Origin of the sequence: Aeromonas sp. 11P (genome assembly GCF_051920165.1) — a bacterium.
Taxonomy (GTDB): domain Bacteria; phylum Pseudomonadota; class Gammaproteobacteria; order Enterobacterales; family Aeromonadaceae; genus Aeromonas; species Aeromonas veronii.
Window position 1 is genome coordinate 887,036 of the sequence record NZ_JBQBDJ010000004.1, and the last position, 21,690, is coordinate 908,725.

Genomic DNA, 21,690 nt, shown 5'->3' on the forward strand with positions numbered 1-21,690 from the left:
GCTTTTTCGTATCTGCTGTTCGCCCCCTTCCCTGCCTCGCGCGGCCCTCAAACGACCTTTGTCATAACACCTCTTGCCTTCATGTGATGACCAACCAGCTGACAGCTTGACATGCCGATTGAGCGCAATCCCATCAACAAAGGGCTGGATTGACCAGACCCTTTTTGTGCACCTCATCTCACTGCCGGATGCCGGGATCAGAAACGGTAGAGCAGACCCGTGGTGATGCTGGTGGCGCGAATGTCGTAAAAGTCGATCTCGGAGTCTGCATTGGCGTAGCTGGCGCTGAAGAGTGCAGAGAGCGGCGCGATGCCAAACAGCTGGTGCCAGAAGAGGGTTGCATCGATGGCCATATCGCGGCTGTCGGCACGCTGGCCAAACAGCGGGTTGGCCTCGTCATAGTCCCGCTTGCCCAGATAGAGGTTGCTGACAAATGACCAGCGGGGCGAGGTTTTGGCGTAGGTGAGCTGCAACCCCTTGCTCACATAAGACTCGGCACAGCCCGCCAAATCAGCCTTCTCATAGCGCAATGCTGGCTCGAGGAACTGATCGTCTGTTAGCCGGAACTGGTAGGAGACCTCGGCGGAGTTGACCCGGCCATTGCGATCCAGCATCCCCATCACAGCGCGACCATATTGCTCGCCGCTGGACTCCCCATCCACCTTGACATCGCGGCTGGTGATGCTGCCACTGAGCGCACTGCCCCAGATGTTGTCCCACGCCAGACGAGCGCCGTGGGATCGCACATCACTCTGCTCGCGTTCCACACCCACAGCAAAGGGATCGCGCCAGACCTTGACCGGGGTGGTATTGAACACCAGCGAACCGGCCACGACCCCCTTGTCCCCAGTTGCTGGCGCAGCCCGAACTGCTGGGTGCCGTCGCCGCGAATGGCATCCTGAATGAGATTGCCAAGAAACAGCTGGCTACCGGTAGAGGCAAAGGTGTAGCGCAGATCCCCGTTGATCGCCGGTGCAACATTGTGTTGCTTTACCGCCGCCCCCAGTGCGTCTATCCGCTCGCGACCTGCACTCCCCGTGGCAAAATTGGACTTGGTCTCGCCAACGCTGGCCCCCGCCAGCACACTGCCGGAAAAGCCAGATTCCCCGGGAATGGCCCCCAGATCTTGCGCCTGAACCCCGCTTGCAACCAGCATCCCCATACTCAACAGCAGACCAATACGCATCGCAACACTCCTGGCAAGCGGCCACAAGAGTGGGCCGAGCCTGATAAATAGGAGGGAGGCAGTCGCCCCCCCTGTATCGAGAAGCGGCATGTTACGGCAGGGAAAAATCACAAATAAGACAGCGGGATGCGGTTTTATTTTTTATGATGGCTTTTTATTTTTTTATAGGCGCAAGCAGGGGGCGACCCGGCATAATCAGTCGCCACAGCCTTGCAACGCTGCGGGCTGCTCGCGCCATACTCACTCTATTTACCCCTGTTCCCAACATCGGAGTTCTCATGCGTCGATTCAATTTCATGCTCAATGGCAGCAGATTGATGATGTTCCCCTTCTACATTGGCATTCTCATCTGCGTGGTATTGCTGATGGTGAAGTTTGCCATGCAGCTCTATCAGCTTTCTGTAAACATTTTCGAGATCCCCTATCTGGACCTCATTACCGGCGTGCTGACCCTGGTGGACTTCATACTGGTGGCCCAGATGCTCATCCTGGTTGCTATCTGTGGCTATGTGCAATTTATCCAGACGGAAGAGCAGCGCGCCTCCCTTAGCAGCAACTGGCTTAGCAAGATCAACTTTGCCTCCCTCAAGCTCATTGTCATCAACTCGCTGGTGACTATTGCCGGAGTGGAGGTGCTCAAGGCATTTCTCGAAGATGGCATCATCAATGAAGTGGATATGAAGTGGTCCGTGGTGGTGTTTCTCGCCTTCTCGCTGGCCGCGCTCATCTATGCGGTGACCGAGCGGATGGCAGAGCATAAATAGTCGAGCTTGATCACTGTGCTTGTTCAGCCTTGATTCACCAGCAATACAATTGATAACACTTTTCATTACTCTTACTGCGTTATAAACTTGCTCCCCCGGGCTGCCCCGCCCGGGTGCTGGAGCCTTTATGACAAGCCTTTCCCTCTCACCCCGACAATTCTGGCAGTGGCTGGCCTACCACCATCAGGCCGCCGAGGGCACCCTCTATCTGATGTTCTTCTCCGGCCTGCTACTGTGGGAGCCGCTGACCCCGCTCTGGTCGCTGGCACGCTGGAATCTGTTTTTCCATGTGATGCTCTCGCTCACCCTGTTCCCGCTGCTATTTGGCGCCTTCTGGCTCTCCCATCGCAGCTTGTTGCACCGCAGCAACAAACCCTTTTTGCGCTCCACGGGGCGAATTATCGAAGCCCTGCTGCTGGTCTGTCTGGCCAGCGGCCTGCTGCTGGTGCTGCACGGCACCCCGGGCGATACCATGGGCAACCTCGCCAGCTGGGCCCACTGGCTGAGCGCCTTGGCGTTAACTCCTCTGGTGCTGCGCCACGCCTGGCGCTGGACCATCTTGAAATGGCGCACCTGATCCCATGTTGAAGTCATCGTTTTCTGCATATTTGTCACCCCTGCTGGCCCTCGTCCTGCTGCTGGCCAGCCCCTTTGCGTTGGCCCAACTGATGGGCGCCGGGATGCTTGCCTATGAGGAGGGGCAAAGCCCGCGCCTCGTCACCGCCAACCTGAGCGCAGGTTCCGTCACCCTGCTTGAGCGCGATAGCGGCAAGCGGCTCAAAGAGGTGCAGCTGGGAGGCGATCTGCGCCAGCTGGCCCGCGCCGATGACGGTACCCTGCTGGTCACCGACTACAGCGGTGATCGCCTGTTGCTGCTGGATGATGATCTCGATCTGGAAAAGACGATCCCCACCGGCCATCGCCCCTACGGGGTCATCTTCGATCCCAAGCGGCAGTGGTTCTGGATCACGCTGTTCGAATCCGCTCGCCTGCAAGCCTATGACACCACAGGCAACCTCCAGCTGGATGCAGAAACCGCCGAGACTCCCCGTGGACTGGCCCTGACCGACGACGATCGCCTGCTGCTGACCCACGCCATAACCGGACAGCTCGCCATCTATGATCTCGCCAAGCTTGGCCACGGCGCCAAGGGATCTTCGCTTCCCAAGCCCAAACTCATCACCCTGGCCGAGACCCATAGCGACACGCCGAGCGACTCCCAGGGATTGCCGCGCCTGCTCGACGGCATCGCCCTCTCTCCCGATGGCAGCGAGGCCTGGCTGCCCCATGTGCTGTGGAGCTTCGACCACCCCTTCCAGTTTCAGAGCACCGTCTTTCCGGCCGTCTCCATCATCGATCTCGATGAGGAGAAAGAGCGGGTCGATGAAAGAAAACAGCTCTTTTTGCAGATCAACCTGCCAAGCGTCGGCAACCGCAGCCAGATCGTCTCCAACCCGTTTGCTGCACGCTTCGCCGCCGACGGCAAGCGGGTCTATCTGACCCTGGCGGGCTCGGAAGATCTGCTGGTGTTTGATCTCTCCCGCAGCGGCAAGTCCAACAACAACCGCCACCGCCGCAAGAAGTTTCAGGGGGGCGCCAAGGCGACCCAGCTCTTGCGTCACCTGCCGGGCCAGAATCCGCGGGATCTGCTGATCGACGGCGAACATATTCTGGTGCACAACGCCATGGGGCAGGATCTCACCCGCCTCAATAGCGGCGGCAGCGGCCCGTTTGCGCGAGTCACGGTCGATGTGCCCCACTTTGCCAGGCTGGTAGAGACGGATCCTCGCCCCGAGCCGCTTCAGCGCGGCGAGCGGCTGTTCCATCTTGGTAACACGCTTGGCAACAACGGCGCCAACTCACGCTTCCCCATGGCGGGGGACAACTGGATGAGCTGCAACTCCTGCCATCTGGATGGGTTCAACTTCACCAACCGCTATCTGATGGCGGCCCATCGCCAGAAGAGCGGCGACAACGCCATCAACGGCCACGCCAACCTCACCAACATGGTGGCGGGGGATTTTGTCGGCGAATACCTGCGCATGACCCAGCAGACCCAGGGCGGCATGGGCCATGACACCCGCGATGGCGCCGAGCCTGTTGACCCCGCCAAGCCCCAGCCGGAAGTGAAGGCGATGATGGAAGATCTGCACGCCTTCGTCACCGCCGATGGCAACCTCCCCTATCTCGCCAACTGGCTGCGACTCGATGCCCCGCGCACGGATCCCGCCAAGGCGCCGACCACTCACCCGAAAGAGTGGCTCAACTCCGCCTCCTGCCAGAACTGCCACCAACAAGCCTTCAAAGATTGGAGCGAGAGCAACCACCGGCTGATGGGCAACTCCCACCCCTACTACAAGGTGGTGCAGGCGCTGGCCCGCGAAACCGAAGGGGAAGCGTTTGGCCAATGGTGTCAGGGCTGCCACATGCCCCAGCAGGTGATGACAGGCCAGCTGGATCTGCCCAAGGGCTCCCACATGTTCGAGCAGGGCGGCGCCTCACTCATTGCCGCCCACAAGGCGGGCGAACCTGTGGTGGAGGAAGGGACCGGCTGCGTGCTCTGCCATCGCATCACCAAGGTAGAAGATGCGGGCGGCAACAGCGCCTTTACGGTGAATTTGAAAGACCGCGAGAGCTATGTGTTCGAGGATGCCCCGGGCGGCAGCCTTAAGCACTGGCTGGCTGAGCGGCAGATCAACGCCCGCCCGGCGGCCCACAAAGCCTCCTATCAGAAGAATTTCTACCGCGACGCGGCCCTGTGCAAGTCGTGCCACAACGAGTTTGCCCCAGGTACCGGCGCCAATATCGTCAACACCTGGGACGAGTGGGAGAACTCAAGCTTCGCCAAGGCCGAGGATCCTGCCAAACGGCGTACCTGCATCGACTGCCATATGAACCCAGAGCCGGGCAATGGCGGCGCGCCGGTGGTGGGCCAGTCCACCGAAAACGGCACCATGAAAGCGCGGCTCTATCGCCACAACTTTACCGGCGCCCAGCACCAGCTGGTGGGGCTGCGCAATCCTGGGCTTGAACAGGAGAGCCTGGCGCTCTTGCGCTCCAGCGCGACCCTCTCCGCCCGTATCGAACAGGCTGCCGATAATCAGCAGCTGGTGGTGCGGGTCGCCAATACTGGCGCAGGCCATGCCCTGCCCACTGGCGTAGCTGATTTCCGTGAACTCTGGCTGGAGCTGACCGTCACCGACGCCAGCGGCAAGCTGGTGCTTGCCAGCGGCCAGCCGGTGGATGGTGCTGTCCCTGAGGATGCGCGACTGTTCAGAAAAGTGTTCGGTGATGCCGAGGGCAAGCCGGTGGGGCTCAAGTTCTGGCGTTACGCCAAGCTCTTGGAAGATACCCGCATTCCGGCCGATGGCTGGCGAGATGAAGCTTGGCCGCTGCCCGCAGATGCCCAAGGGCCCTTCAAGGCCGATATCAAACTCAATTTCCGCACCTACCCCAAGTGGGTCAATGATGCGGTGCGCGCCGCCGAGCCGAGCTTGCCGGAGCCACCCATAGTGCTACTCAATCGGCTGCAACTGACCCTGCAGCCTCTCCCCATCACGCCCGCTACGGAGCCTCAATCCTGATGTTTGCAAGTTTTCTCATTACCCTGCGCGAGGGGCTGGAAGCCTTCCTGCTGGTCGGCATCTGCCTCTCCTACCTCGCCAAGCTGGGGGCGAGCCGCTACAACAAGTTCATCTATCTGGGGGTAGGGCTTGGCCTTGTCGCCTCCCTTGTGGTCGCCTTCCTGTTCCAGGTGGTGGTGAGCCAGTTCGAGAGCGAGCGCTACAACCACCTCTTGATGGCGGGGATCCTGATGTTTGCCACTCTGGTGCTCACCTATATGGCGATCTGGATGCAAAAACAGGCCAAATCCCAGGTGGGAGCCATGACGGCGCGCATCGATGCGGCCATCGATGGCGGCAACCTGTTTGGGCTGGTGCTGCTCGCCTTCCTGGCGGTGATGCGCGAAGGGTTTGAAACCGTGCTCTTCTTCTCCGCCCTGCTCTACTCGGGCCAAGGGGTGGATCTGCAATCGGGCCTGATGGGCGCGCTGGCGGGACTGCTGGTCTCCATCGCGCTGGTGTGGGGGCTGCTGCGCTCCACCCGCAAGGTGGCGCTGGCCCCCTTCTTCCGCTGGACCGGCCTGCTTATCATCATCATCGCCGCAGGTCTGCTATCGTCTGCCGTCAACATGTTGCAGGCGGCAGATATCATCACCTTCTGGACCACGCCGGTATTCGACATCAGCCACATTCTCGACGATCAGGGGGTATTTGGTACCTTCCTGCGCGCTCTGTTTGGCTACAATGCCTCACCCGGTGGCTTGCAACTGCTGACCTGGGCCCTCTATCTGGCGATCTTCGTTACCCTCTGGCAACGCAGCTATCGCCCGCAGATGAGTGCCGCGACTGGCAAAGGCTGAGCCAACTCGCCCTGTGGCAACAAGGCCACGGGGTAACAACACCATTCGGGAGCCGCGCCCTGGCGCGGTTCCCTTATCTATCAAGCAGTTTCGGAATAGGTCATGAGCGATAACAACAAGAAGCACATTGCGGTGCTGGGCGCTGGCCCCGCCGGTTTGATGGCCGCCTGGCGCCTGCGCCGCGCCGGTTTTGCTGTCACCCTGTTCGAGCAGGAGCCGGTGGTCGGCGGCATGTGCGCCACCCAGACCTTCAAGGGGCGCGATGGGGAGTATCGCTTCGACTACGGCGGACACCGCTTTATCACCAAGAACCCCGAACTGCTCGCCTTTATCGACGAGCTGATGGGGGACGACCTGCTCCACGCCGAGCGCAAGAGCGTGATCCGCTTTGGCGGGCGCACCTATGACTACCCACTGAACCTGCCCAACCTGCTCAAGACGGCGCCGCTGGCCCTGATGGCCGGTGCAGTGAAGGACTTACTACTGTTGCCCTTTAGCAAGAAGCCGGATGATTTCGCCAAGGCGAGCTTTGCCGAGTGGATCCAGAGCCACTTCGGCCGCACCCTCTATCGCCAGTTTTTCGAGGGCTACACCGGCAAGCTGTGGGGCATCAACCCGGACAAGCTCTCCGCCGACTGGGCCGGTCAGCGCATCAGCCTCATCGATTTGAAAGACGTGGCGCGCCGCCTGCTGCCAAGACGCAACGGCAGCATTTCGGTGCGCACCTATGCCCGCAAATATCGCTACCCCAAATATGGTTTCGGCCAGATCTTCACTACTCTGGGGGAGCGGCTGGTAGCCGAAGGGGTTGAGCTGAAAACTGGCGCTACCATCACCCGCCTTGAGCAGGCTGATGGCCGCATTGAACGGGTGTATTGGAAACAAGATGACGTTGAGCAGAGCGAGCGCTTTGATCAGGTGATCTCCACCCTGCCGCTGCCGCTCACCTGCCAGCATCTGGGCTTGCCGTGCGATCTGCACTACCGGTCGCTTCGCTTCGTCAATATGCCGCTCAAACAGGAGAACCTGTCGGACAACACCTGGCAGTACCTCTCCGACCCCCATATTCTGGCGACCCGTTTGCAGGAGCCGCGCCGCCGCAGCCCCTTTATGGCGCCCCAGGGCCAGACCTCGGTGATGCTGGAGATCCCCTGCAACCCGGGAGATGCCACTTGGCAGGCGCCGCTGGCCGATCTGCGCGGTCGGGTTACCGCCGATCTCGCGAGCCTCGGTGTCGATACCGCCAAGCTTGGCGATGAAACTTTTGAAGCGCGTAGCGAATACGCCTATCCGCTGATGGATTTGGGCTATCAGGCCCGTCGCAACGAAGCGATCAAGGCGCTGATGCCGATCACCAACCTCATCATGACCGGCCGTCAGGGGACATTCCGCTATATCTTCACCGACACCGCCATGGAGATGGGGATGATGGCGGCCGACATGGTGATCGACGGGGTGGACAGACGCCACGCCATCTTTAACCATCGCAACGAAAACACCGTGATCGAAACCCAGAGCGTGGCGTGAGGCTTGTCGGTGTCCAACAGGTAGACAGACGCCGCAACACCTTTAACCATCGCAACGAAAATACCGTGATTGAAACCCAGAGCGTGGCCTGATGGCCACGCCATTGGCATAAGTAAGGAGAACAGGATGACCATCCGCCCGGGTTTACTCGCCCTCACCCTGCTGCTGACCCTCTGCGGGCAGGCACAGGCTTACTCCTATGCCGCCGCCGGCAAGGAGCCACTGATCGACGCACGCGAAGCGCTGCTGGGCGCCGCCACTGACGGCAAGGATGCCAGCGCCACCTTGAGCGAGATTGCCGATGAGCTGACCTATCTGGAACAGCACCACAAGGTGGAGCTGCAAGGGCCGCTGGCCGCAGCCATCAAGGCCAAAGATGCCGCAGCCACCGCCGCCCTGCTCAACCGAGCCTACAAGGCGGAGATCGAGCGCCGCCTCGAAGGGGCCAGCCAGAATCTTGGCGACTACCAGACCGCCAAGGTGCTTGTGGTCAAGAGCAAGCGCTTCCTCGACTTGATCCTCCCCTCCCTTAGCGAGGGGGATCGCAAGGCAGCGGAACAGGCGCTGGCCAAGGTGCTGGATGCCATCGGTAACCCGGGGGTATTCGGGGTGGGCGCCAAGCCCGCCGACGCCGCCGCCTTTAGCGATGCAGAAAAAGCGCTGATGGCCGTGCTGGCGCCGCTGTGATGACCTCTCATCGATGATGACAGCCCCCCTCATCCCCAACCCTTCTCCCGCAAGGGGAGAAGGGGGGCGTAACCACGGCCGATTACGCTTCGCTAATCGAGCCTACTTACTGCTCCTGTTACTGATCCTGCTGCAACTGGCCTGGCTTGGCTGGCTGCTGGCCTTCCAGGTGGCGCTCGATTCCGACGATGCCCTCAATTTCGCCCACGGGGTGACGCGCTTTAGCGTGCTGGAGTTCTCCCCCCACTTTCCGGGCTACCCCGCCTTTATCTGGCTGGCGCGGCTCATCAATCTGCTGGTGGACGATCCGGCCCGCGCAGTGCAGTGGGCAAGTCTGCTCGGGAGCAGTTTGCTGGCGCCGCTCGCCGCCTTGCTGGCGGTAAAACTGTGGCAACGGCCAAGCCTGCTCGCCCCAGTCTGGCTGCTGGTGCTGGCACTGCCGCTCACTCCGACGCTGGCGCTCTCCGGCCTTTCGGATGGGCCAGCGCTCGCCGCTTGGATCGGGACGCTGCTGGCCTTGCAGCAGCGCAGAATTACACTGGCGGGCCTCATGCTGGGCTTCATGCTGGCGCTGCGACCCTCCTATTTTGTGCTGGCGCTGCTGCCCCTGTGGCTGGGGATGGCGCAGCAGGGCACGCGCGTCAGGTTTGTGCTCCCCATCGCGCTGGTTGGGCTAGCCTGCCTGCTGTTTGTCTGGCAGGCCGATGGCTGGGCCTATTTCAGCGAGGGGCGGCGCTTTACCGACGGCCACTTTACCCTGTGGGGCAACACGGCGGCGGCTCACGGCGATCGACTGCTCAGCTGGGCGCGCACCTTCAACGATCAGCTCACCCCGCTTTGGCCCTTGGCTGTTGGGGCGCTGCTGGTGCTACCACTTTGGCAAAGATCAAAAAACCACCCTGCCGCCCTCCCCCCGCTCTGGACGCTCTACTGGCTCGCCCTGCTGCTCTGGACCCTGTTTGGCCAGAATCCGGACAATCCCCGCCATCTGGCCCCCATCACCCTGCTCGGTATTGTGCTGCTGGCAGGCTGGCTGCCACGCCGGGGCGAGTGGGTGGTCGCGATGGCCGGATTGCTGCTGCTCGGCGCGACCTTTACCCTGCCCCGTCCGCCCGCCATGGTGCAGGCGGCAAGACTGGCAGAAACAGCGTGCCCGGCGCTGGTGACCCAGTGGGGGGTAAGACTGCTGCGGGAAACCACAGCTCTGCCGGTGACCGATGGCTGGTACAAGGGGGATGCGGCGCTGGCGCTCTCTCGGGGAGCCTGCCGCCTCAGTCGCCGCCCCATCGCTGCGAGCGAAATGCCCAGCGCGGTGCGCCAGCACTGGTTTGCCCCACGCTTTGCCGCCGAGCCCGGCCTCTGGCTCGCCATTCCCTCGCCGCAGACACCCCATAGGTAAAGTGATAAAAAACACATAAAGAGCACAAAAAACCACCACAGCAACTAAAAAAGAGAGGAACAACTCGGGTACACTCACTGCGCATCCATAACAGACGAGTCTCCTTATGCGTGTAACCAGAGAGTGGCTGTGGGTTTTGTCGGTGCTGACCGGGGCCTGTGCCCTCCTGTTGCTGCCATTCTGGCTGCGCGGCGGCAGTCAGGGCCATGATCTGTTTCATCACCTGCTCTCCGGTCACTTCTTTGCCGTGCAACTGTGGCATGGTGAGCTCTATCCGCGCTGGTTGATGGAGATGAACGGCGCCTTCGGCAGCCCGGTCTTTTTCTTCTATCCCCCCCTGCCCTACTATGTGAGCGCCCTGTTCGCCGGCCCTACCCCACTGGCCCACGAGGCGATGACGCCGCTGCTCTGGAGCAGCAGCGTGGCACTCTGGCTCTCCGGCCTGTTTGCCTATCTCTGGTTGCGCCCCTTTGCCGGCCACGGGCGCGCGCTGGCGGCCAGTCTGCTCTATATGGCGCTGCCCTATCATCTGGCCATCGATATCTACGCCCGCTTTGCCCTGGCGGAGAGCTGGGCCTTCGTCTGGGCGCCGCTGGCACTGCTGGCGCAGGATCGCCTCTGCCGCGGCGCCCCCTTTGCGCTACTGCTGCTCGCACTGGCCGTCTCCATGCTGACACTTTCCCATCTACCAAGCACCCTGCTCATTCTGGGCTTGCTCACCCTGCGCAGCCTGCTGCTGGTTTGGCGCTACAAGGGGAGCACAGCGCTTGTCAGTGTCCCTGTCACCGCCTCCCCGCTTATCGGCACCCTGCTGGGCCAGCTCTGGGGGTTGGCGATGGCCAGCCTGTTGCTGCTGCCCGCTCTGCTGGATCAGGGGGGGATCTCCATGGAGCAGATGCGCACTGGCATGTTCGAATTTCAGCGCAACTTTCTCGATCGTTTGCCCCAAAGCCGTGATGACTGGCGCTTTCGCGGCCATCTCGCCTGGCTGACGCTGCTCACCCTGGCTCTGCTGCTGGTAGCTTGGGCTGCCGCCCGCGAGCCGCGCCATCCCGAGTTGCTGCTCTGGGGGGTCATTGGCACCCTGAGCTTTCTGATGATGCTGCCACCAAGCGAGCCCCTGTGGCGCCTGCTCACTCCGTTGCAACTGGTGCAATTTCCCTGGCGCCTCAATCTGCTGCTGGTCATCGCTACCGTCGCCGTGGTGGCGCTGGGTACCCCCACCTATCGCCCGTGGCAGTGGGTCTGGTGGCTACTGCTTGCCCTCACCCTGCTCTCGCAGGGACTCTATGTACGCGAGGCGCCGCTCACCCAGGCTCCCGTAAAGAGTCAGCTCGACGGGGAGTTCGACAGCAAGCGCAGCGCCCGCGAATACCGACCAAAGCAGGTGCCGCGCGGCATGTTTGCCCCCACCCTGCTGGCCTGGAAAGAGGAATTCCAGCCCGCCATCACCAGCGACCATCAGGGGGTGAACTGGCAGATCCAGCGCTGGCAGCCTCGTCATATCGAATTGACGGTGGATGCCCCGGCGCCCGCCAAACTGATCCTGCACCAGTTTGATTACCCGGGCTGGCAGGCAAGGCTCGACCAGCGCCTGCAGCTGAGCGTCAGCAGCACCCGCAACGGCCTGGTGCAGGTCTGGGTGCCTGCCGGACAACACAGCCTCACCTTTACCCTCACCGCCCGCTGGCCGGAGCGGCTCGGGTACGCCATCTCGTTGCTGGCCTGGCTGCTCTGGCTGGGGGGAGTGATCCGCGCAGTGCGCCCACATGACCGCAAGCGTGCACTCCAAGGTGCCTGAGCAGCCGGGCACCTCCCCCTTTTGAGGGGGCAGGAACGTCATGCCGAGCGGGGGCAAACCTGATAGACTCGCCCTTCTCCCTTTTTCAACCAAGGTTCACCAGCGGATACCCTATGCCCCAATCGCCAACAGCTCAGGCTGCCGCCCTCTCCCCCCGTTTCCTGTTTATCCTGCTGGGTGCCCTGGCGGGTCTGACCCCGCTGGCGGTGGATATGTATCTGCCCGCCATTCCGGCCATCGCCCGGGATCTGGCCACCAGCATCGACGGCGCCCAGCTCACCATCAGCGCCTTTCTGGGCGGCTTTGCCATCGGCCAGCTCTTCTATGGCCCGCTGGCCGACAGCTATGGCCGCAAGCCGGTGATCCTGGCGGGGCTCATCATGTTTGCCATCGCCTCGGTGGGCTGCGCCATGGCAGACTCCCTGCCCGAATTGCTGGCCTATCGGATGTTGCAAGCGGCAGGCGGCGCGGCGGGCTCTGTGGTGGTCAATGCCCTGCTGCGCGATCTGTTCGAGAAGGATGCATTTTCTCGCGCCATGTCGTTCGTCATTCTGGTGATGACGCTGGCGCCGCTGGTGGCGCCTGTGGTGGGCGGCTATATCAGTGCCCACGCCGACTGGCGGGTGATCTTCTGGCTGCTGGTGGGGATCAGCCTGCTGATCTGTCTGGTGATGCAGTGGAAAATTCAGGAGACCCTGAAACCGGAGCACCGTCAGCCCCTTAATCTTGGCCAGATCCTCAAGAACTACTGGGGGGTGCTCTCCCATCGCGGCGCCATGGGTTACGTGCTGTGTGGCTCCCTCTCCAGCTCCGGCATGTTCGCTTTCCTGAGCGGCTCCCCTTACGTCTATATCGAGTATTTCAAGGTGCCGACCGAGCACTACGGCTGGCTGTTTGGCCTCAATATCCTGCTGATGATGGTGGTCACCTTCGTCAACAGCCGACTGGTGAAAGGGGTGGGCGCCGAGCGGATGCTGCAATACGGCCTGCTGGTGCTGCCCTGCGCGGGCGCCCTGCTGATCTACAACGCCTGGAGCCAGACTGGCGGCCTGTGGGGCATCGTCATTCCGGTGGTGCTCTTTATCGGCCATATCAGTCTGGTGGGAGCCAACGCCATGACCGGCCTGATGGGCCACTTCCCGCAATCTGCGGGCACCGCCTCGGCACTGGCGGGCACCCTGCGCTTTGGTATCGGCGCGCTGGTCGGCATTCTGGTCAACCTCAACCCGCCCCACTCGCCACTGCCGATGGCCATTGCCATCGCCTGCTGCGGGGTGTGCTCCACCCTGAGTTACTGGCTGCTGACTGGCAAGCGCACCGCCTGACGCCCCTTTGCAATGCCCGTCAAGGCAAATCAAAAAGCCCTGTTGCTGGCAACAGGGCTTTTTACATCAAGCACATTTTCCCCCGTGAACCTTGCGCCCTAAGGTGCAGGATCCAGCCCACTACGCAACAAAATCTCGCTCTCCAGCCCATCGAGGCTCCGCTGGTTCTTCTTGCGCCAATAGGCCTCGATCCCCTCCTTGCCCTGCCGAGCTGACCAGTTGGCCAGCTCTTCCCTGTCACCCTGATAGTCGAATCTGGGCACCGACATGCCGCAGGAGGATTGCACCCGCTCAATATCCAGCCAGAAGATCTGGCGAGCAGCGACTGTGGCGGGAAAACGGGCCAGCATTTCTTGCCACTGCGGGTCGCCACGATGCAGCACCCGTGCCTGACCGTAGGCGCGCAGGATCAGAGGCGCCCCATCAAAGGCACAGAACATCACCGTCATGCGCGGATTGCGCAGCACATGGGCCGCCGACTCGTTGCCACTGCCGGTAAGATTGAGCCAGGCCAGCGTGTGAGCATCGATAACCCTAAGCGTATCGCCCCCTTTGGGGGAGAGATTGACCGTCCCCTGCTCCGCCGCCGTGGCGACAAAATAGATCTTCTGCGCCTCGATAAAGGTCACATGTTGCGGCAAGAGTGCGTCGAATAGTTGTCCCATTTTCCTTCCCTGAATAGGTATCACCTTTAGAGCCGGACGCCATTACGCCACAGCGGCGCCCCCATGCTCAACAGCTTGCCGTACAAGATGGTCCAACGCCATCCTCGCCGTTATCGAGCGCCCGGCTCGTTCTCAGGGACCTGGCCGATTCAGATCGAAAACAAGCCCATGGCAATATGGAGAAAGAACATAAAAAAGGTGACAACCAGAGTGCCGCGGCGGGCAAGGCACAGAACAAAGGGGGTAAGTCAGCGAGACAGCGACCTGGATGAAACAAAAGCGCATCCAGGTCAATCAGTGATCACACTATGGTCGTAAACGCGGGATTATTTCTTGCCGAAACCCGACTGCTTGAGGGTATAGCCTGCGCTGTTTTGCCAGGCATCCAGACCGCTGCGGTTATTGCCCGCCACCAGACTGGCGGCCAGACTCGGGCTGTTGAACAGCTGATCGGCGGTAAAGACAAAGCCGCCCTGACTGCGGGGCACTATGACTCCCTTCTCCAGCAGTTCGTGACGCAGCTCGATCACCGCCTCACGCAGAGAGGCAGCATCCTCGCCATTGGCGGTAGAACCGGCCAGCACCATAAAGCCCGGATTTTGCCGCTTGCCCACCGGATAACCGTGGGCCTCGGCCCCCTTGCCGTTGAAGTGGTAGAGCTCGCGCTCCCCCGGCCGGTTGTCGGAGAGTGCCTTTTGCAGGGTCATCAGCTCGTTGTAGATCTCGATGGGGACGACGGCAGCCTGCTTGTTGCCCTTGCTATCGATGATAAAACTGACTTGCTTGTGTAACATCCTTGCTCATCCTGTGACCCATGGAAGCCCCTATTCTAACCACCTCGGGCAAGCGGGATCCAGCGAGGATCCACTGCTCTTTTGCCGCCTTGATCACTAACTGGCACTCTTGATCAGCCGTAAGGGGTGTTGATCATTGCTGGCCGTGCTAGCGTACCAAGCATGATGAAAGCCATTGACCATCAAACGGTTACCCCATGCTGACCCTGCGCAACCTCTGCAAGAGCTTCGATAACGGCAGTGAACGACTGCCGCTGTTCCACCATCTCGATCTCGCCCTCCCCACTGGCGAGATCACCCTGCTGCTGGGCCAAAGCGGCTGCGGCAAGTCCACCCTGCTCAATCTGATCGCCGGGCTGATTGCCCCGGACGAAGGGGAGATCTGGCTGGGGGAGACCCGGATCGACACCCGATCTCCCGACGAACGGGCGCGCCTGCGGGGTCGCCATTTCGGTATCGTCTATCAGGATTTCAACCTGCTGCCGACCCTGAACGTGGCCGAGAATCTGGCCCTGCCGCTCGCCATCAACGCTCTGCCGCCAGATGAGGCCAGGATTGACCAGTTGCTGCACCGGCTCGATATGAGCCAGAAGCGCCATGCCTGGCCGGAGCAGCTCTCCGGCGGTCAGCGACAGCGGGTGGCGCTGGCCCGCGCCCTTATCCATCAGCCCAGTTGGCTGCTCGCCGACGAACCCACCGGCAGCCTCGATGAGCACAATGCCGAACAGGTGATGGCGCTGATGGTGGCGGCGGTGCGGGACACAGGTGCAGGCTTGCTGCTGGTGAGCCACAACCCCGCCTATGCTGCGCTGGCCGACCGGGTGCTTCGCCTCGAAGGGGGGCAACTTATCGAACTCAAGGGGCCCCGTCATGACTAAACGGCGACTGCGCCTGCCGGAGGCTCGCTGATGCTGCCACTGCTGCCACTCAAAGCGCTGCTGCGCCTCTATCGCAGTCACCCCTGGTTGCTGTTGATGAGTCTGGCCGGGCTGGTATTGGGAGTGTCGCTGGTGGTGGCCATCGAGCTGCTCAATCACAGTGCCCGCACCAATTTTGTCGCCGCCCGCAGCCAGCTGGCAGGGGAAGCCAACTACCGGCTGGCCCCCGCTGGCGGGCTGGATGAGCAGCTTTACGTGCAGCTGGTGACCAGCCAGCCCGCCCTCGATGCCATGCCCCAGCTCCATGGCTGGCTCAAGGATGAAGAGGGGCGCAGCTTTCAACTGTTGGGAATGGATCTCTTCAACCCCGGCCCCCTACGCCAGCTGTTTGGCGCCCAACCCGCAAGCGAACCCGCGTTCTCCCTAAATAGGGCCGACAGCATCTGGCTGGCGGCCCCCGAGGCCCATCGCCTTGGCTGGCAAGCGGGCCAGAGCCGCCGCTTTGTATTGGGCGGCAGCGATGGCGCCAGCGCCCGAACCCTGACGCTGGCAGGCACCTTTGAACCGGGCGCCGTGCCCATGGAGCGGCTGCTGATAACCGACATCGGCCTCGCCCAGCCGCTGCTGGGCAAAGCGGGTCGGCTCGATCGCATCGTCTTCAAATTAAGCGACGCCGAGGCCCGCACCCTGCAGGCCACCCTGCACACCCGTTACCCGAACCAGCCCTTGTGGCTTGAGCCCATTAGCCCGGCGCTCGATGCCAGCCAGCTTGGCGATGCGCTGGCCCTTAACCTGACGGCGCTCTCATTGCTCGCCATGGCGGTAGGACTGTTTCTGGTGTTCAACGCCCAGCGATTTGTCCAGAGCGTGCGCCGCCCCCAGCTGGCCCAGCTGATCATTCTGGGAATGGGGCCGAATCGGGTACTCCGCTGGCTCATCGTGGAGCTACTGATTCTCGCCACGGTGGGCACCCTGCTCGGGGTGCTGCTCGGCAGCCTGTTGGCGCTGGCCCTGATGGGGCAACTGACCCAGGCGCTGGCCGATCTCTATGGGCCCAACCCCATCGATCTGCTTCGCCTCTCCCCTGTGAGCCTGCTCAAGGCGCTGTTGATCGGGCTGCTCGGCACGCTGGCCGCCAACCTGCCCGGCTGGTGGCAACTGCTGCGCCAATCCCCCCTCGAACTGCGAGCCGGCAGCAGCCGTCCCCCCGCTCACCCGTGGCGACGGCGCGTGCTGGCCATTGCCATCTTGCTGCTGTGCGCTCTGTGCCTGTGGTTGCCGCAAACGGGACTGACCGGCGCCCTCTTTATCGCCGGCGGCTGGCTGCTGGCCATGGCGCTCTGGCTGCCCGATGCCCTGCGCGGCCTGCTTGGCTGGTTGCGACGGCGCGCGGGCGGCCCCCTCACCGCCCGGCTCGGGGTGGCCGAGACCCTCTATCACCTCGATCGCACTGCCATCGCGGTGATGGCATTGCAGCTGGCCATCGCGGCGGCCATCGGCATCGGGGTCATGGTGTCGAGCTTTCGCTCCAGCGTGGAGATCTGGCTCGGCCAGCGTCTGGCCGCCGATCTCTATGTCACCGCCCCCAAGGGGGTGGCGGGCAACAAGGGCACATTGAGCGATACAACCCTTAAGAGCCTGCTCGCCAATCCACTGGTGAGCGCCGCCTCGCGCCGCTCGGTTCACCCTGCCCGCTGGCAGGGGCAGCCCATCGAGTGGGCGCAGATGGACTTTATCCCCCAGCTTAAAGCGGCCTATCCGCTGCTGGCCGGACGCTGGCCGACCCGCCCTGACGAGGTGCTGGCGAGCGAACCGCTGACGGTGCGCCTCGGGGTCAAGGTGGGTCAGACATTGGCGATCAGCGGCGAGCAGGGGCCAAGGCAGTTCATCGTCACTGGCGTCTATCAGGACTACGGCAGCGACAAGGGGCAGATCCTGCACGCCTTCGAGGCCGGGGCGGTGCAATCCCTCGCCCTCTTTAGCAACGACCCCGAGCAGCTGGCAGACCGCCTGCGCGAGCGCTTTGGCGAGCAGATAAACCTGCTCTCCGCCCCCGCCATTCACAGCGCGGCGCTCAAGGTGTTTGACCAGACCTTTGTAGTGACCGAGCTATTGAAGTTGCTGATCCTCGGCATCGCCTTTGTCGGCATTGGCTCGGCCTTTATGGTGCTGGGGCTGGCGCGCCGTGGCGAGCTGCAGACCTTGCAGAGTCTGGGCTTGAGCCCTCGCCACTGCCGCCAGCTGCTGGTGTGGCAAGGGGCGGGATTGGGACTGCTCACCGCCCTGCTGGCCCTGCCGGTAGGGTATGGCCTCGCCTGGGTGCTGATCGAGGTGGTCAACCCCCGCGCCTTTGGCTGGCGCCTCGCCTTCGAGGCCGCCCCTCTTCATGCGGTCACGGCCCTGTTGCTGGCACCGGTATGTGGCGCACTGGCCTCCTGGTATGCAGCAAGGAGAGTGGTATGAGCCAACAACCGCGAGATACGCCAGCATGCTGGCTCTCACACCTGATTCGTGGGGCATTGGCATCCTGGTATGCGGCAAGGAGAGTGGTATGACATATCGGTTAGCGCACTGGCTCAGCCATGGCTTGAAGCTCCCATTGACCACTTCCCTCTCTCCGCCCCTTCTTCAGCACAGAGAAGATCACAGTGCGGCATTGAACCATCCCCTCTCCCTTCGGGAGAGGGCCAGGGTGAGGGGAAGCTTGTCCTCCTTACGGCTCCTGTGGCTCGCAGCCCTCTTGATCCCGCTTATTGCCATGATTGGCAGCGCGCAGGCCAGTGATCTGGGCGCCCTGCTCGGTAGCGGCAGCGACAGCTTTAAAAAGGTGCAGCCGGGGCAAACCATCCAATTGCCGGAGGATCACGCAGCTCACCCCGATTACCGCTCCGAGTGGTGGTATCTCACCGGCAATCTCAAGGATGAACAGGGGCGCGAATATGGCATGCAGTGGACCCTGTTTCGCCAAGGGATCGAACAAGAGCTCCGCGCCAGCAACCCCTGGCTTACCCCCCAGCTCTGGCTGGCCCAGTTTGCCATCACCGATCTCGACCGTGGCAGCCACCAGCAAGATGAACGGGCCAGTCGGCAGGGGCCGGGGCTGGGGGGGGCCAGCGGCGGCGAATATTGGCTCAGGGAGTGGCGGCTTGCCTCGCAAGGGGCGGCGCTGTTCCCCGCCACCCTCAAGGTGCAGAGCAAGATTGGCGACCTGAACCTCACCGTCACTGCCGCCAAGCCGCGGGTGCTGCAAGGCAAGGCCGGTTACAGCGAGAAGAGCCCGGGCAACGCCTCCTTTTACTACTCCTACCCGCGCCTCACTCTTCGCGGCACCCTGACTCGCGATGGCGAGACCCGCACCGTCACCGGACAAGGGTGGTTTGATCACGAGTGGAGCAGCTCGGTATTGGCCGAGTGGCAATCGGGCTGGGACTGGTTTTCGCTGCAACTGGCCGATGGCCGCGAGCTGATGTTGTTTCGCCTGCGCACCAAGGCGGGCCGCGCCAAGCCTGAGAACCGCTACGGCATCTTGATTGAGCGCGACGGCAGCAGCCGGGTGCTCGCCCCCGACGCGATTCACCTTACGCCGGGCAACACCTGGCGCGGCCCCAAGGGGCAGGATTACCCCGTCGAGTGGCAGCTAAACGCAGCCGGAATGAGCCTCACCATCAAGGCCCGTCAGCCCAATCAGGCCATGACAGGTCGCTTTGACTACTGGGAGGGAGCTGTCTCTATCTCGGGGGATGCCAAGGGAGTTGGCTATCTGGAGATGACCGGCTACTGAACACCCTCGACAAACGTGGCCGGTCTGCTCGATGACCTAAAAACAAATCGCCCTTATAACAGGGCATCACTGTGATATTGCCCAGCCACTTCTGTCACTTGGCGCCATTCGTCGAGGATGTCTTATCTGTTTATTTATTGAACACCCTCACCCACTCACCCCGCTGCCAACTTGGTTCAACTCTGATCCTTGTCAAAAAACCTTTCAAAATCCGAGCGATAACTAACTTTTTACTCACTTTTATTGGTAGGTGTTTGATACCTTGCTCATCTGGCCCTCACAGCCCCAAAAGCAGCCGAGGTAAGCCCATGATTTACCCATTTTCAATCTGGTTAAAAGCAGTACTCGGGGAGCTGTAACCCCGTGCGGTAGCCATGTTGTTTTTTTGGAAGATGTTCAATTTCAGTCTGCTCTGGTGGCTTGCAGTCCACGTAGTCTAATTGTGAATTTCCGGTCAACAATCCCAAAATAAATACTCGTAACTGTTACCTGAACAAGCATAATACTCACGTTAACCCTCTAGATGGAATTTATGAACAAGCACCTTTTATCAAATAAATTTCAAATACATTACTACTTCGAGGATGGCTCTCACTCAATGGACGCGTTCGTGCGTAATCGATGTGAAGCCGAGATAATTGCGATCCTCATCGAGATCGCAAAGACACTTGACGAAAGTGTTTTAATTGAATGTGAAGCACATAGAGAGGGTGGATTACGAGATATATGGAAACTTGCAAATGCTAATGCTGGTGCTATTTCAATAATAATCAGCATTGCAGCTATGGTTGTACCACTGCTACCAAAGTCAGATTCTGAACTAGATAGGCTTCAAAAAGAAGATCTTCGTTTAAGCATTGAGGAAAGAAAACTAAGAATTAAACTTCTTAAGGCTGAGGTAGAGTCAAATAATATTAATCATGATACGCTCGCTAAAGCTGCAGAAGTAGTTAACGAAAACTATAAAGTAATTACTCGTCGTTCAAATTTTTATAAACACCTCAATAATTACCAAAAAGTATCCAAGGTTGGTTTGAATAGCCTTACAGCAGATGGCATAGAGAGCGCTCCTGAAACAGAAGTAATTAGAAGCAAGTTTAAGCGTTTCATATTAAACTCTAATTCCTTACCAACAAAAACAATAGATGAAGCAGTTATAGAAATTGTCTCTCCAGTTTTAAAACAAGGAAACTATAAGTGGAAAGGTATTTTTAATGGCGAACCTATTAGTTTCATTATGAAAGACAACGTATTTAAACAAGATGTACTCAGTGAAAGAGTTAGCTTCCAACATGGTTCTGCCATCAAGTGTGCTTTAAATATATATAGCAAGTTAGATGAAATTGGAGAAATTACAATTACTGGGTATGCTGTAGAAACCGTAATAGAAAGCATAATTGGCTACAAAAATGTTGAAACATTGCAAGGTCGTGCATATCGACAAAAAAGAAACCTAGAAAACTCTCAAGGTGATTTATTTGAAAGTTAATAACAACACACATACATTTAATATATTCATACTGAACTAGTCTCAGTATGAAAAGATATCATTACTGTAGCATTTAATAATTTGATACATACGGCCTTGGATATATTTTTACGCTATCTATCCTAAAGCTGAGCAAAAAATTATTTCCTACCGTTCGCTAGCGATTGAATAAATGCCAGGGTACGGCGATTAAACTGCTCCGGCTGCTCCACATTGCAGACATGGCCGCACTGCTCAATAACCGCCAGCGAGGAGCTGGCATCGCGGGCCACCTGTTCGCGCACCGGTGCCAGAAACATATGATCCTCCTCCCCCATCACATAGAGGGTGGGAATGGGCAGGGAGCGCTCGCGGAAGTAACGCATCAGCGGGTTGACCTCGGTGGCGAGGCGGAACCAGCGTTTGAACTCTTTCTGGCAGAGCTTGCGGGCCTCGCGCACAAAGAGGTTGCGCGACTCCTGATGGTGCTGGCGCGGCATGATGATGAAGGCAAACAGCCGATAGAGCCACATATAGGGGAGGAAGTGCTGGCCGAGTCGGCCCAGCTGCACCAGCACCCGCGAGCGGATATCGAGCCGCAAAATGGCGCCCCCCAGTACCATGCTTTTGACCCGCTCCGGGCAGAGCTCGGCCAGATGGCGAATAAGGATGGTGCCAAGGGAGATGCCGACAAAGTGGGCGCGGCGGATATTAAGGTGATCGAGCAGCCGAACGATATCCTCGGTCACTTCCCGAAAGCTGTAGTGGCCCTTGACCACCTGTTGCAGCTGGTGGGACTGGCCGTGGCCGCGCAAGTCCAGCAGCAGCACGTTGAAGTGCTCGCGATAGGCGCGCAGCTGCTTGAACCAGATGGATGAGCTGCCACCGGCGCCGTGGACAAACACCACCCAATCCCGCTCGGGACCCAGTTCGAAAGTCTTGTGATACAACATCCAATAGGCTCCCTTGGTGATGGGGGGTATACTCGGCTG

16 protein-coding genes and 1 pseudogene are annotated in these 21,690 nt (G+C 60.4%); 13 read left to right on the forward strand and 4 right to left on the reverse strand.

Annotated elements, in window-relative coordinates:
- Positions 1-197: 197 nt before the first annotated feature.
- Positions 198-1,186, reverse strand: a pseudogene (locus ACTG1P_RS04225) (DUF2860 family protein).
- 278 nt (positions 1,187-1,464) lie between these two features.
- Between ACTG1P_RS04225 and ACTG1P_RS04230 the strand changes: the two are divergent.
- The 9 genes from ACTG1P_RS04230 (at position 1,465) to ACTG1P_RS04270 (ending at position 13,112) form a co-directional block, all read left to right on the forward strand.
- The gene (locus ACTG1P_RS04230; RefSeq protein WP_005333692.1) at positions 1,465-1,950 is read left to right on the forward strand and encodes a YqhA family protein; all 486 of its coding nucleotides are present in this window, start codon (positions 1,465-1,467) and stop codon (positions 1,948-1,950) included.
- Between the two features lie 127 nt (positions 1,951-2,077).
- Positions 2,078-2,527 carry a hypothetical protein gene (locus ACTG1P_RS04235; protein WP_440000568.1) on the forward strand — a complete coding sequence of 150 codons (450 nt, stop codon included), beginning with the start codon at positions 2,078-2,080 and terminating at the stop codon, positions 2,525-2,527.
- 4 nt (positions 2,528-2,531) lie between these two features.
- Complete coding sequence (locus tag ACTG1P_RS04240; RefSeq protein ID WP_440000569.1) at positions 2,532-5,534, forward strand: YncE family protein; 3,003 nt, start codon at positions 2,532-2,534, stop codon at positions 5,532-5,534.
- Positions 5,534-6,373 (forward strand): FTR1 family iron permease, encoded by an 840-nt coding sequence (locus ACTG1P_RS04245; RefSeq protein ID WP_440000570.1) that lies wholly within the window; start codon positions 5,534-5,536, stop codon positions 6,371-6,373. The genes ACTG1P_RS04240 and ACTG1P_RS04245 overlap by 1 nt, the downstream gene beginning before the upstream one ends.
- A gap of 102 nt (positions 6,374-6,475) precedes the next feature.
- Positions 6,476-7,900, forward strand: a complete 1,425-nt coding sequence (locus ACTG1P_RS04250; RefSeq protein ID WP_440000571.1) for an NAD(P)/FAD-dependent oxidoreductase — start codon at positions 6,476-6,478, stop codon at positions 7,898-7,900.
- 126 nt (positions 7,901-8,026) lie between these two features.
- On the forward strand, positions 8,027-8,587 hold the full coding sequence (locus tag ACTG1P_RS04255) for a hypothetical protein (protein ID WP_123173259.1): 561 nt from the start codon (positions 8,027-8,029) through the stop codon (positions 8,585-8,587).
- Between the two features lie 13 nt (positions 8,588-8,600).
- Entirely contained in the window at positions 8,601-9,986 is a 1,386-nt protein-coding gene (locus tag ACTG1P_RS04260; protein WP_440000572.1) for a hypothetical protein, read from the forward strand.
- A gap of 106 nt (positions 9,987-10,092) precedes the next feature.
- Entirely contained in the window at positions 10,093-11,787 is a 1,695-nt protein-coding gene (locus tag ACTG1P_RS04265) for a hypothetical protein (protein ID WP_440000573.1), read from the forward strand.
- A gap of 113 nt (positions 11,788-11,900) precedes the next feature.
- Positions 11,901-13,112: a Bcr/CflA family multidrug efflux MFS transporter gene (locus ACTG1P_RS04270; protein ID WP_440000574.1), complete on the forward strand. Its 1,212-nt coding sequence runs from the start codon at positions 11,901-11,903 to the stop codon at positions 13,110-13,112.
- Between the two features lie 98 nt (positions 13,113-13,210).
- Here ACTG1P_RS04270 and ACTG1P_RS04275 read toward each other — a convergent pair whose 3' ends face one another.
- Positions 13,211-13,777: a pyridoxamine 5'-phosphate oxidase family protein gene (locus tag ACTG1P_RS04275; RefSeq protein WP_440000575.1), complete on the reverse strand. Its 567-nt coding sequence runs from the start codon at positions 13,775-13,777 to the stop codon at positions 13,211-13,213.
- A 326-nt stretch (positions 13,778-14,103) separates the two neighbouring features.
- Positions 14,104-14,571, reverse strand: coding sequence for a DUF4357 domain-containing protein (locus tag ACTG1P_RS04280; RefSeq protein WP_005333716.1), 468 nt, complete (start codon positions 14,569-14,571; stop codon positions 14,104-14,106).
- A 197-nt stretch (positions 14,572-14,768) separates the two neighbouring features.
- Between ACTG1P_RS04280 and ACTG1P_RS04285 the strand changes: the two genes are divergently transcribed.
- The 4 genes from ACTG1P_RS04285 to ACTG1P_RS04300 all read left to right on the forward strand — a co-directional run bounded on the left by ACTG1P_RS04285 (position 14,769) and on the right by ACTG1P_RS04300 (position 20,719).
- Positions 14,769-15,449 carry an ABC transporter ATP-binding protein gene (locus ACTG1P_RS04285; protein ID WP_440000576.1) on the forward strand — a complete coding sequence of 227 codons (681 nt, stop codon included), beginning with the start codon at positions 14,769-14,771 and terminating at the stop codon, positions 15,447-15,449.
- Positions 15,450-15,479: 30 nt separating this feature from the next.
- Positions 15,480-17,912 (forward strand): FtsX-like permease family protein, encoded by a 2,433-nt coding sequence (locus ACTG1P_RS04290; RefSeq protein ID WP_440000577.1) that lies wholly within the window; start codon positions 15,480-15,482, stop codon positions 17,910-17,912.
- 277 nt (positions 17,913-18,189) lie between these two features.
- Positions 18,190-19,230: a lipocalin-like domain-containing protein gene (locus ACTG1P_RS04295; RefSeq protein ID WP_440000578.1), complete on the forward strand. Its 1,041-nt coding sequence runs from the start codon at positions 18,190-18,192 to the stop codon at positions 19,228-19,230.
- 610 nt (positions 19,231-19,840) lie between these two features.
- Positions 19,841-20,719 (forward strand): hypothetical protein, encoded by an 879-nt coding sequence (locus tag ACTG1P_RS04300; protein ID WP_440000579.1) that lies wholly within the window; start codon positions 19,841-19,843, stop codon positions 20,717-20,719.
- A 140-nt stretch (positions 20,720-20,859) separates the two neighbouring features.
- On the opposite strand, the gene ACTG1P_RS04305 is transcribed toward ACTG1P_RS04300, so the two are convergent.
- Complete coding sequence (locus ACTG1P_RS04305; RefSeq protein WP_440000580.1) at positions 20,860-21,651, reverse strand: alpha/beta fold hydrolase; 792 nt, start codon at positions 21,649-21,651, stop codon at positions 20,860-20,862.
- Between the last annotated feature and the right edge of the window lie 39 nt (positions 21,652-21,690).

What these genes read in the sequence shown, in the direction of transcription:
- ACTG1P_RS04250 (WP_440000571.1), top strand. Translation starts at nt 6,476, where the DNA reads ATGAGCGATAACAACAAGAAGCACATTGCGGTGCTGGGCGCTGGCCCC.
- ACTG1P_RS04230 (WP_005333692.1), top strand. Translation starts at nt 1,465, where the DNA reads ATGCGTCGATTCAATTTCATGCTCAATGGCAGCAGATTGATGATGTTC.
- ACTG1P_RS04255 (WP_123173259.1), top strand. Translation starts at nt 8,027, where the DNA reads ATGACCATCCGCCCGGGTTTACTCGCCCTCACCCTGCTGCTGACCCTC.
- ACTG1P_RS04285 (WP_440000576.1), top strand. Translation starts at nt 14,769, where the DNA reads ATGCTGACCCTGCGCAACCTCTGCAAGAGCTTCGATAACGGCAGTGAA.
- ACTG1P_RS04265 (WP_440000573.1), top strand. Translation starts at nt 10,093, where the DNA reads ATGCGTGTAACCAGAGAGTGGCTGTGGGTTTTGTCGGTGCTGACCGGG.
- ACTG1P_RS04260 (WP_440000572.1), top strand. Translation starts at nt 8,601, where the DNA reads ATGATGACAGCCCCCCTCATCCCCAACCCTTCTCCCGCAAGGGGAGAA.
- ACTG1P_RS04280 (WP_005333716.1), bottom strand. Translation starts at nt 14,571, where the DNA reads ATGTTACACAAGCAAGTCAGTTTTATCATCGATAGCAAGGGCAACAAG.
- ACTG1P_RS04245 (WP_440000570.1), top strand. Translation starts at nt 5,534, where the DNA reads ATGTTTGCAAGTTTTCTCATTACCCTGCGCGAGGGGCTGGAAGCCTTC.
- ACTG1P_RS04270 (WP_440000574.1), top strand. Translation starts at nt 11,901, where the DNA reads ATGCCCCAATCGCCAACAGCTCAGGCTGCCGCCCTCTCCCCCCGTTTC.
- ACTG1P_RS04275 (WP_440000575.1), bottom strand. Translation starts at nt 13,777, where the DNA reads ATGGGACAACTATTCGACGCACTCTTGCCGCAACATGTGACCTTTATC.
- ACTG1P_RS04305 (WP_440000580.1), bottom strand. Translation starts at nt 21,651, where the DNA reads ATGTTGTATCACAAGACTTTCGAACTGGGTCCCGAGCGGGATTGGGTG.
- ACTG1P_RS04240 (WP_440000569.1), top strand. Translation starts at nt 2,532, where the DNA reads ATGTTGAAGTCATCGTTTTCTGCATATTTGTCACCCCTGCTGGCCCTC.
- ACTG1P_RS04290 (WP_440000577.1), top strand. Translation starts at nt 15,480, where the DNA reads ATGCTGCCACTGCTGCCACTCAAAGCGCTGCTGCGCCTCTATCGCAGT.
- ACTG1P_RS04235 (WP_440000568.1), top strand. Translation starts at nt 2,078, where the DNA reads ATGACAAGCCTTTCCCTCTCACCCCGACAATTCTGGCAGTGGCTGGCC.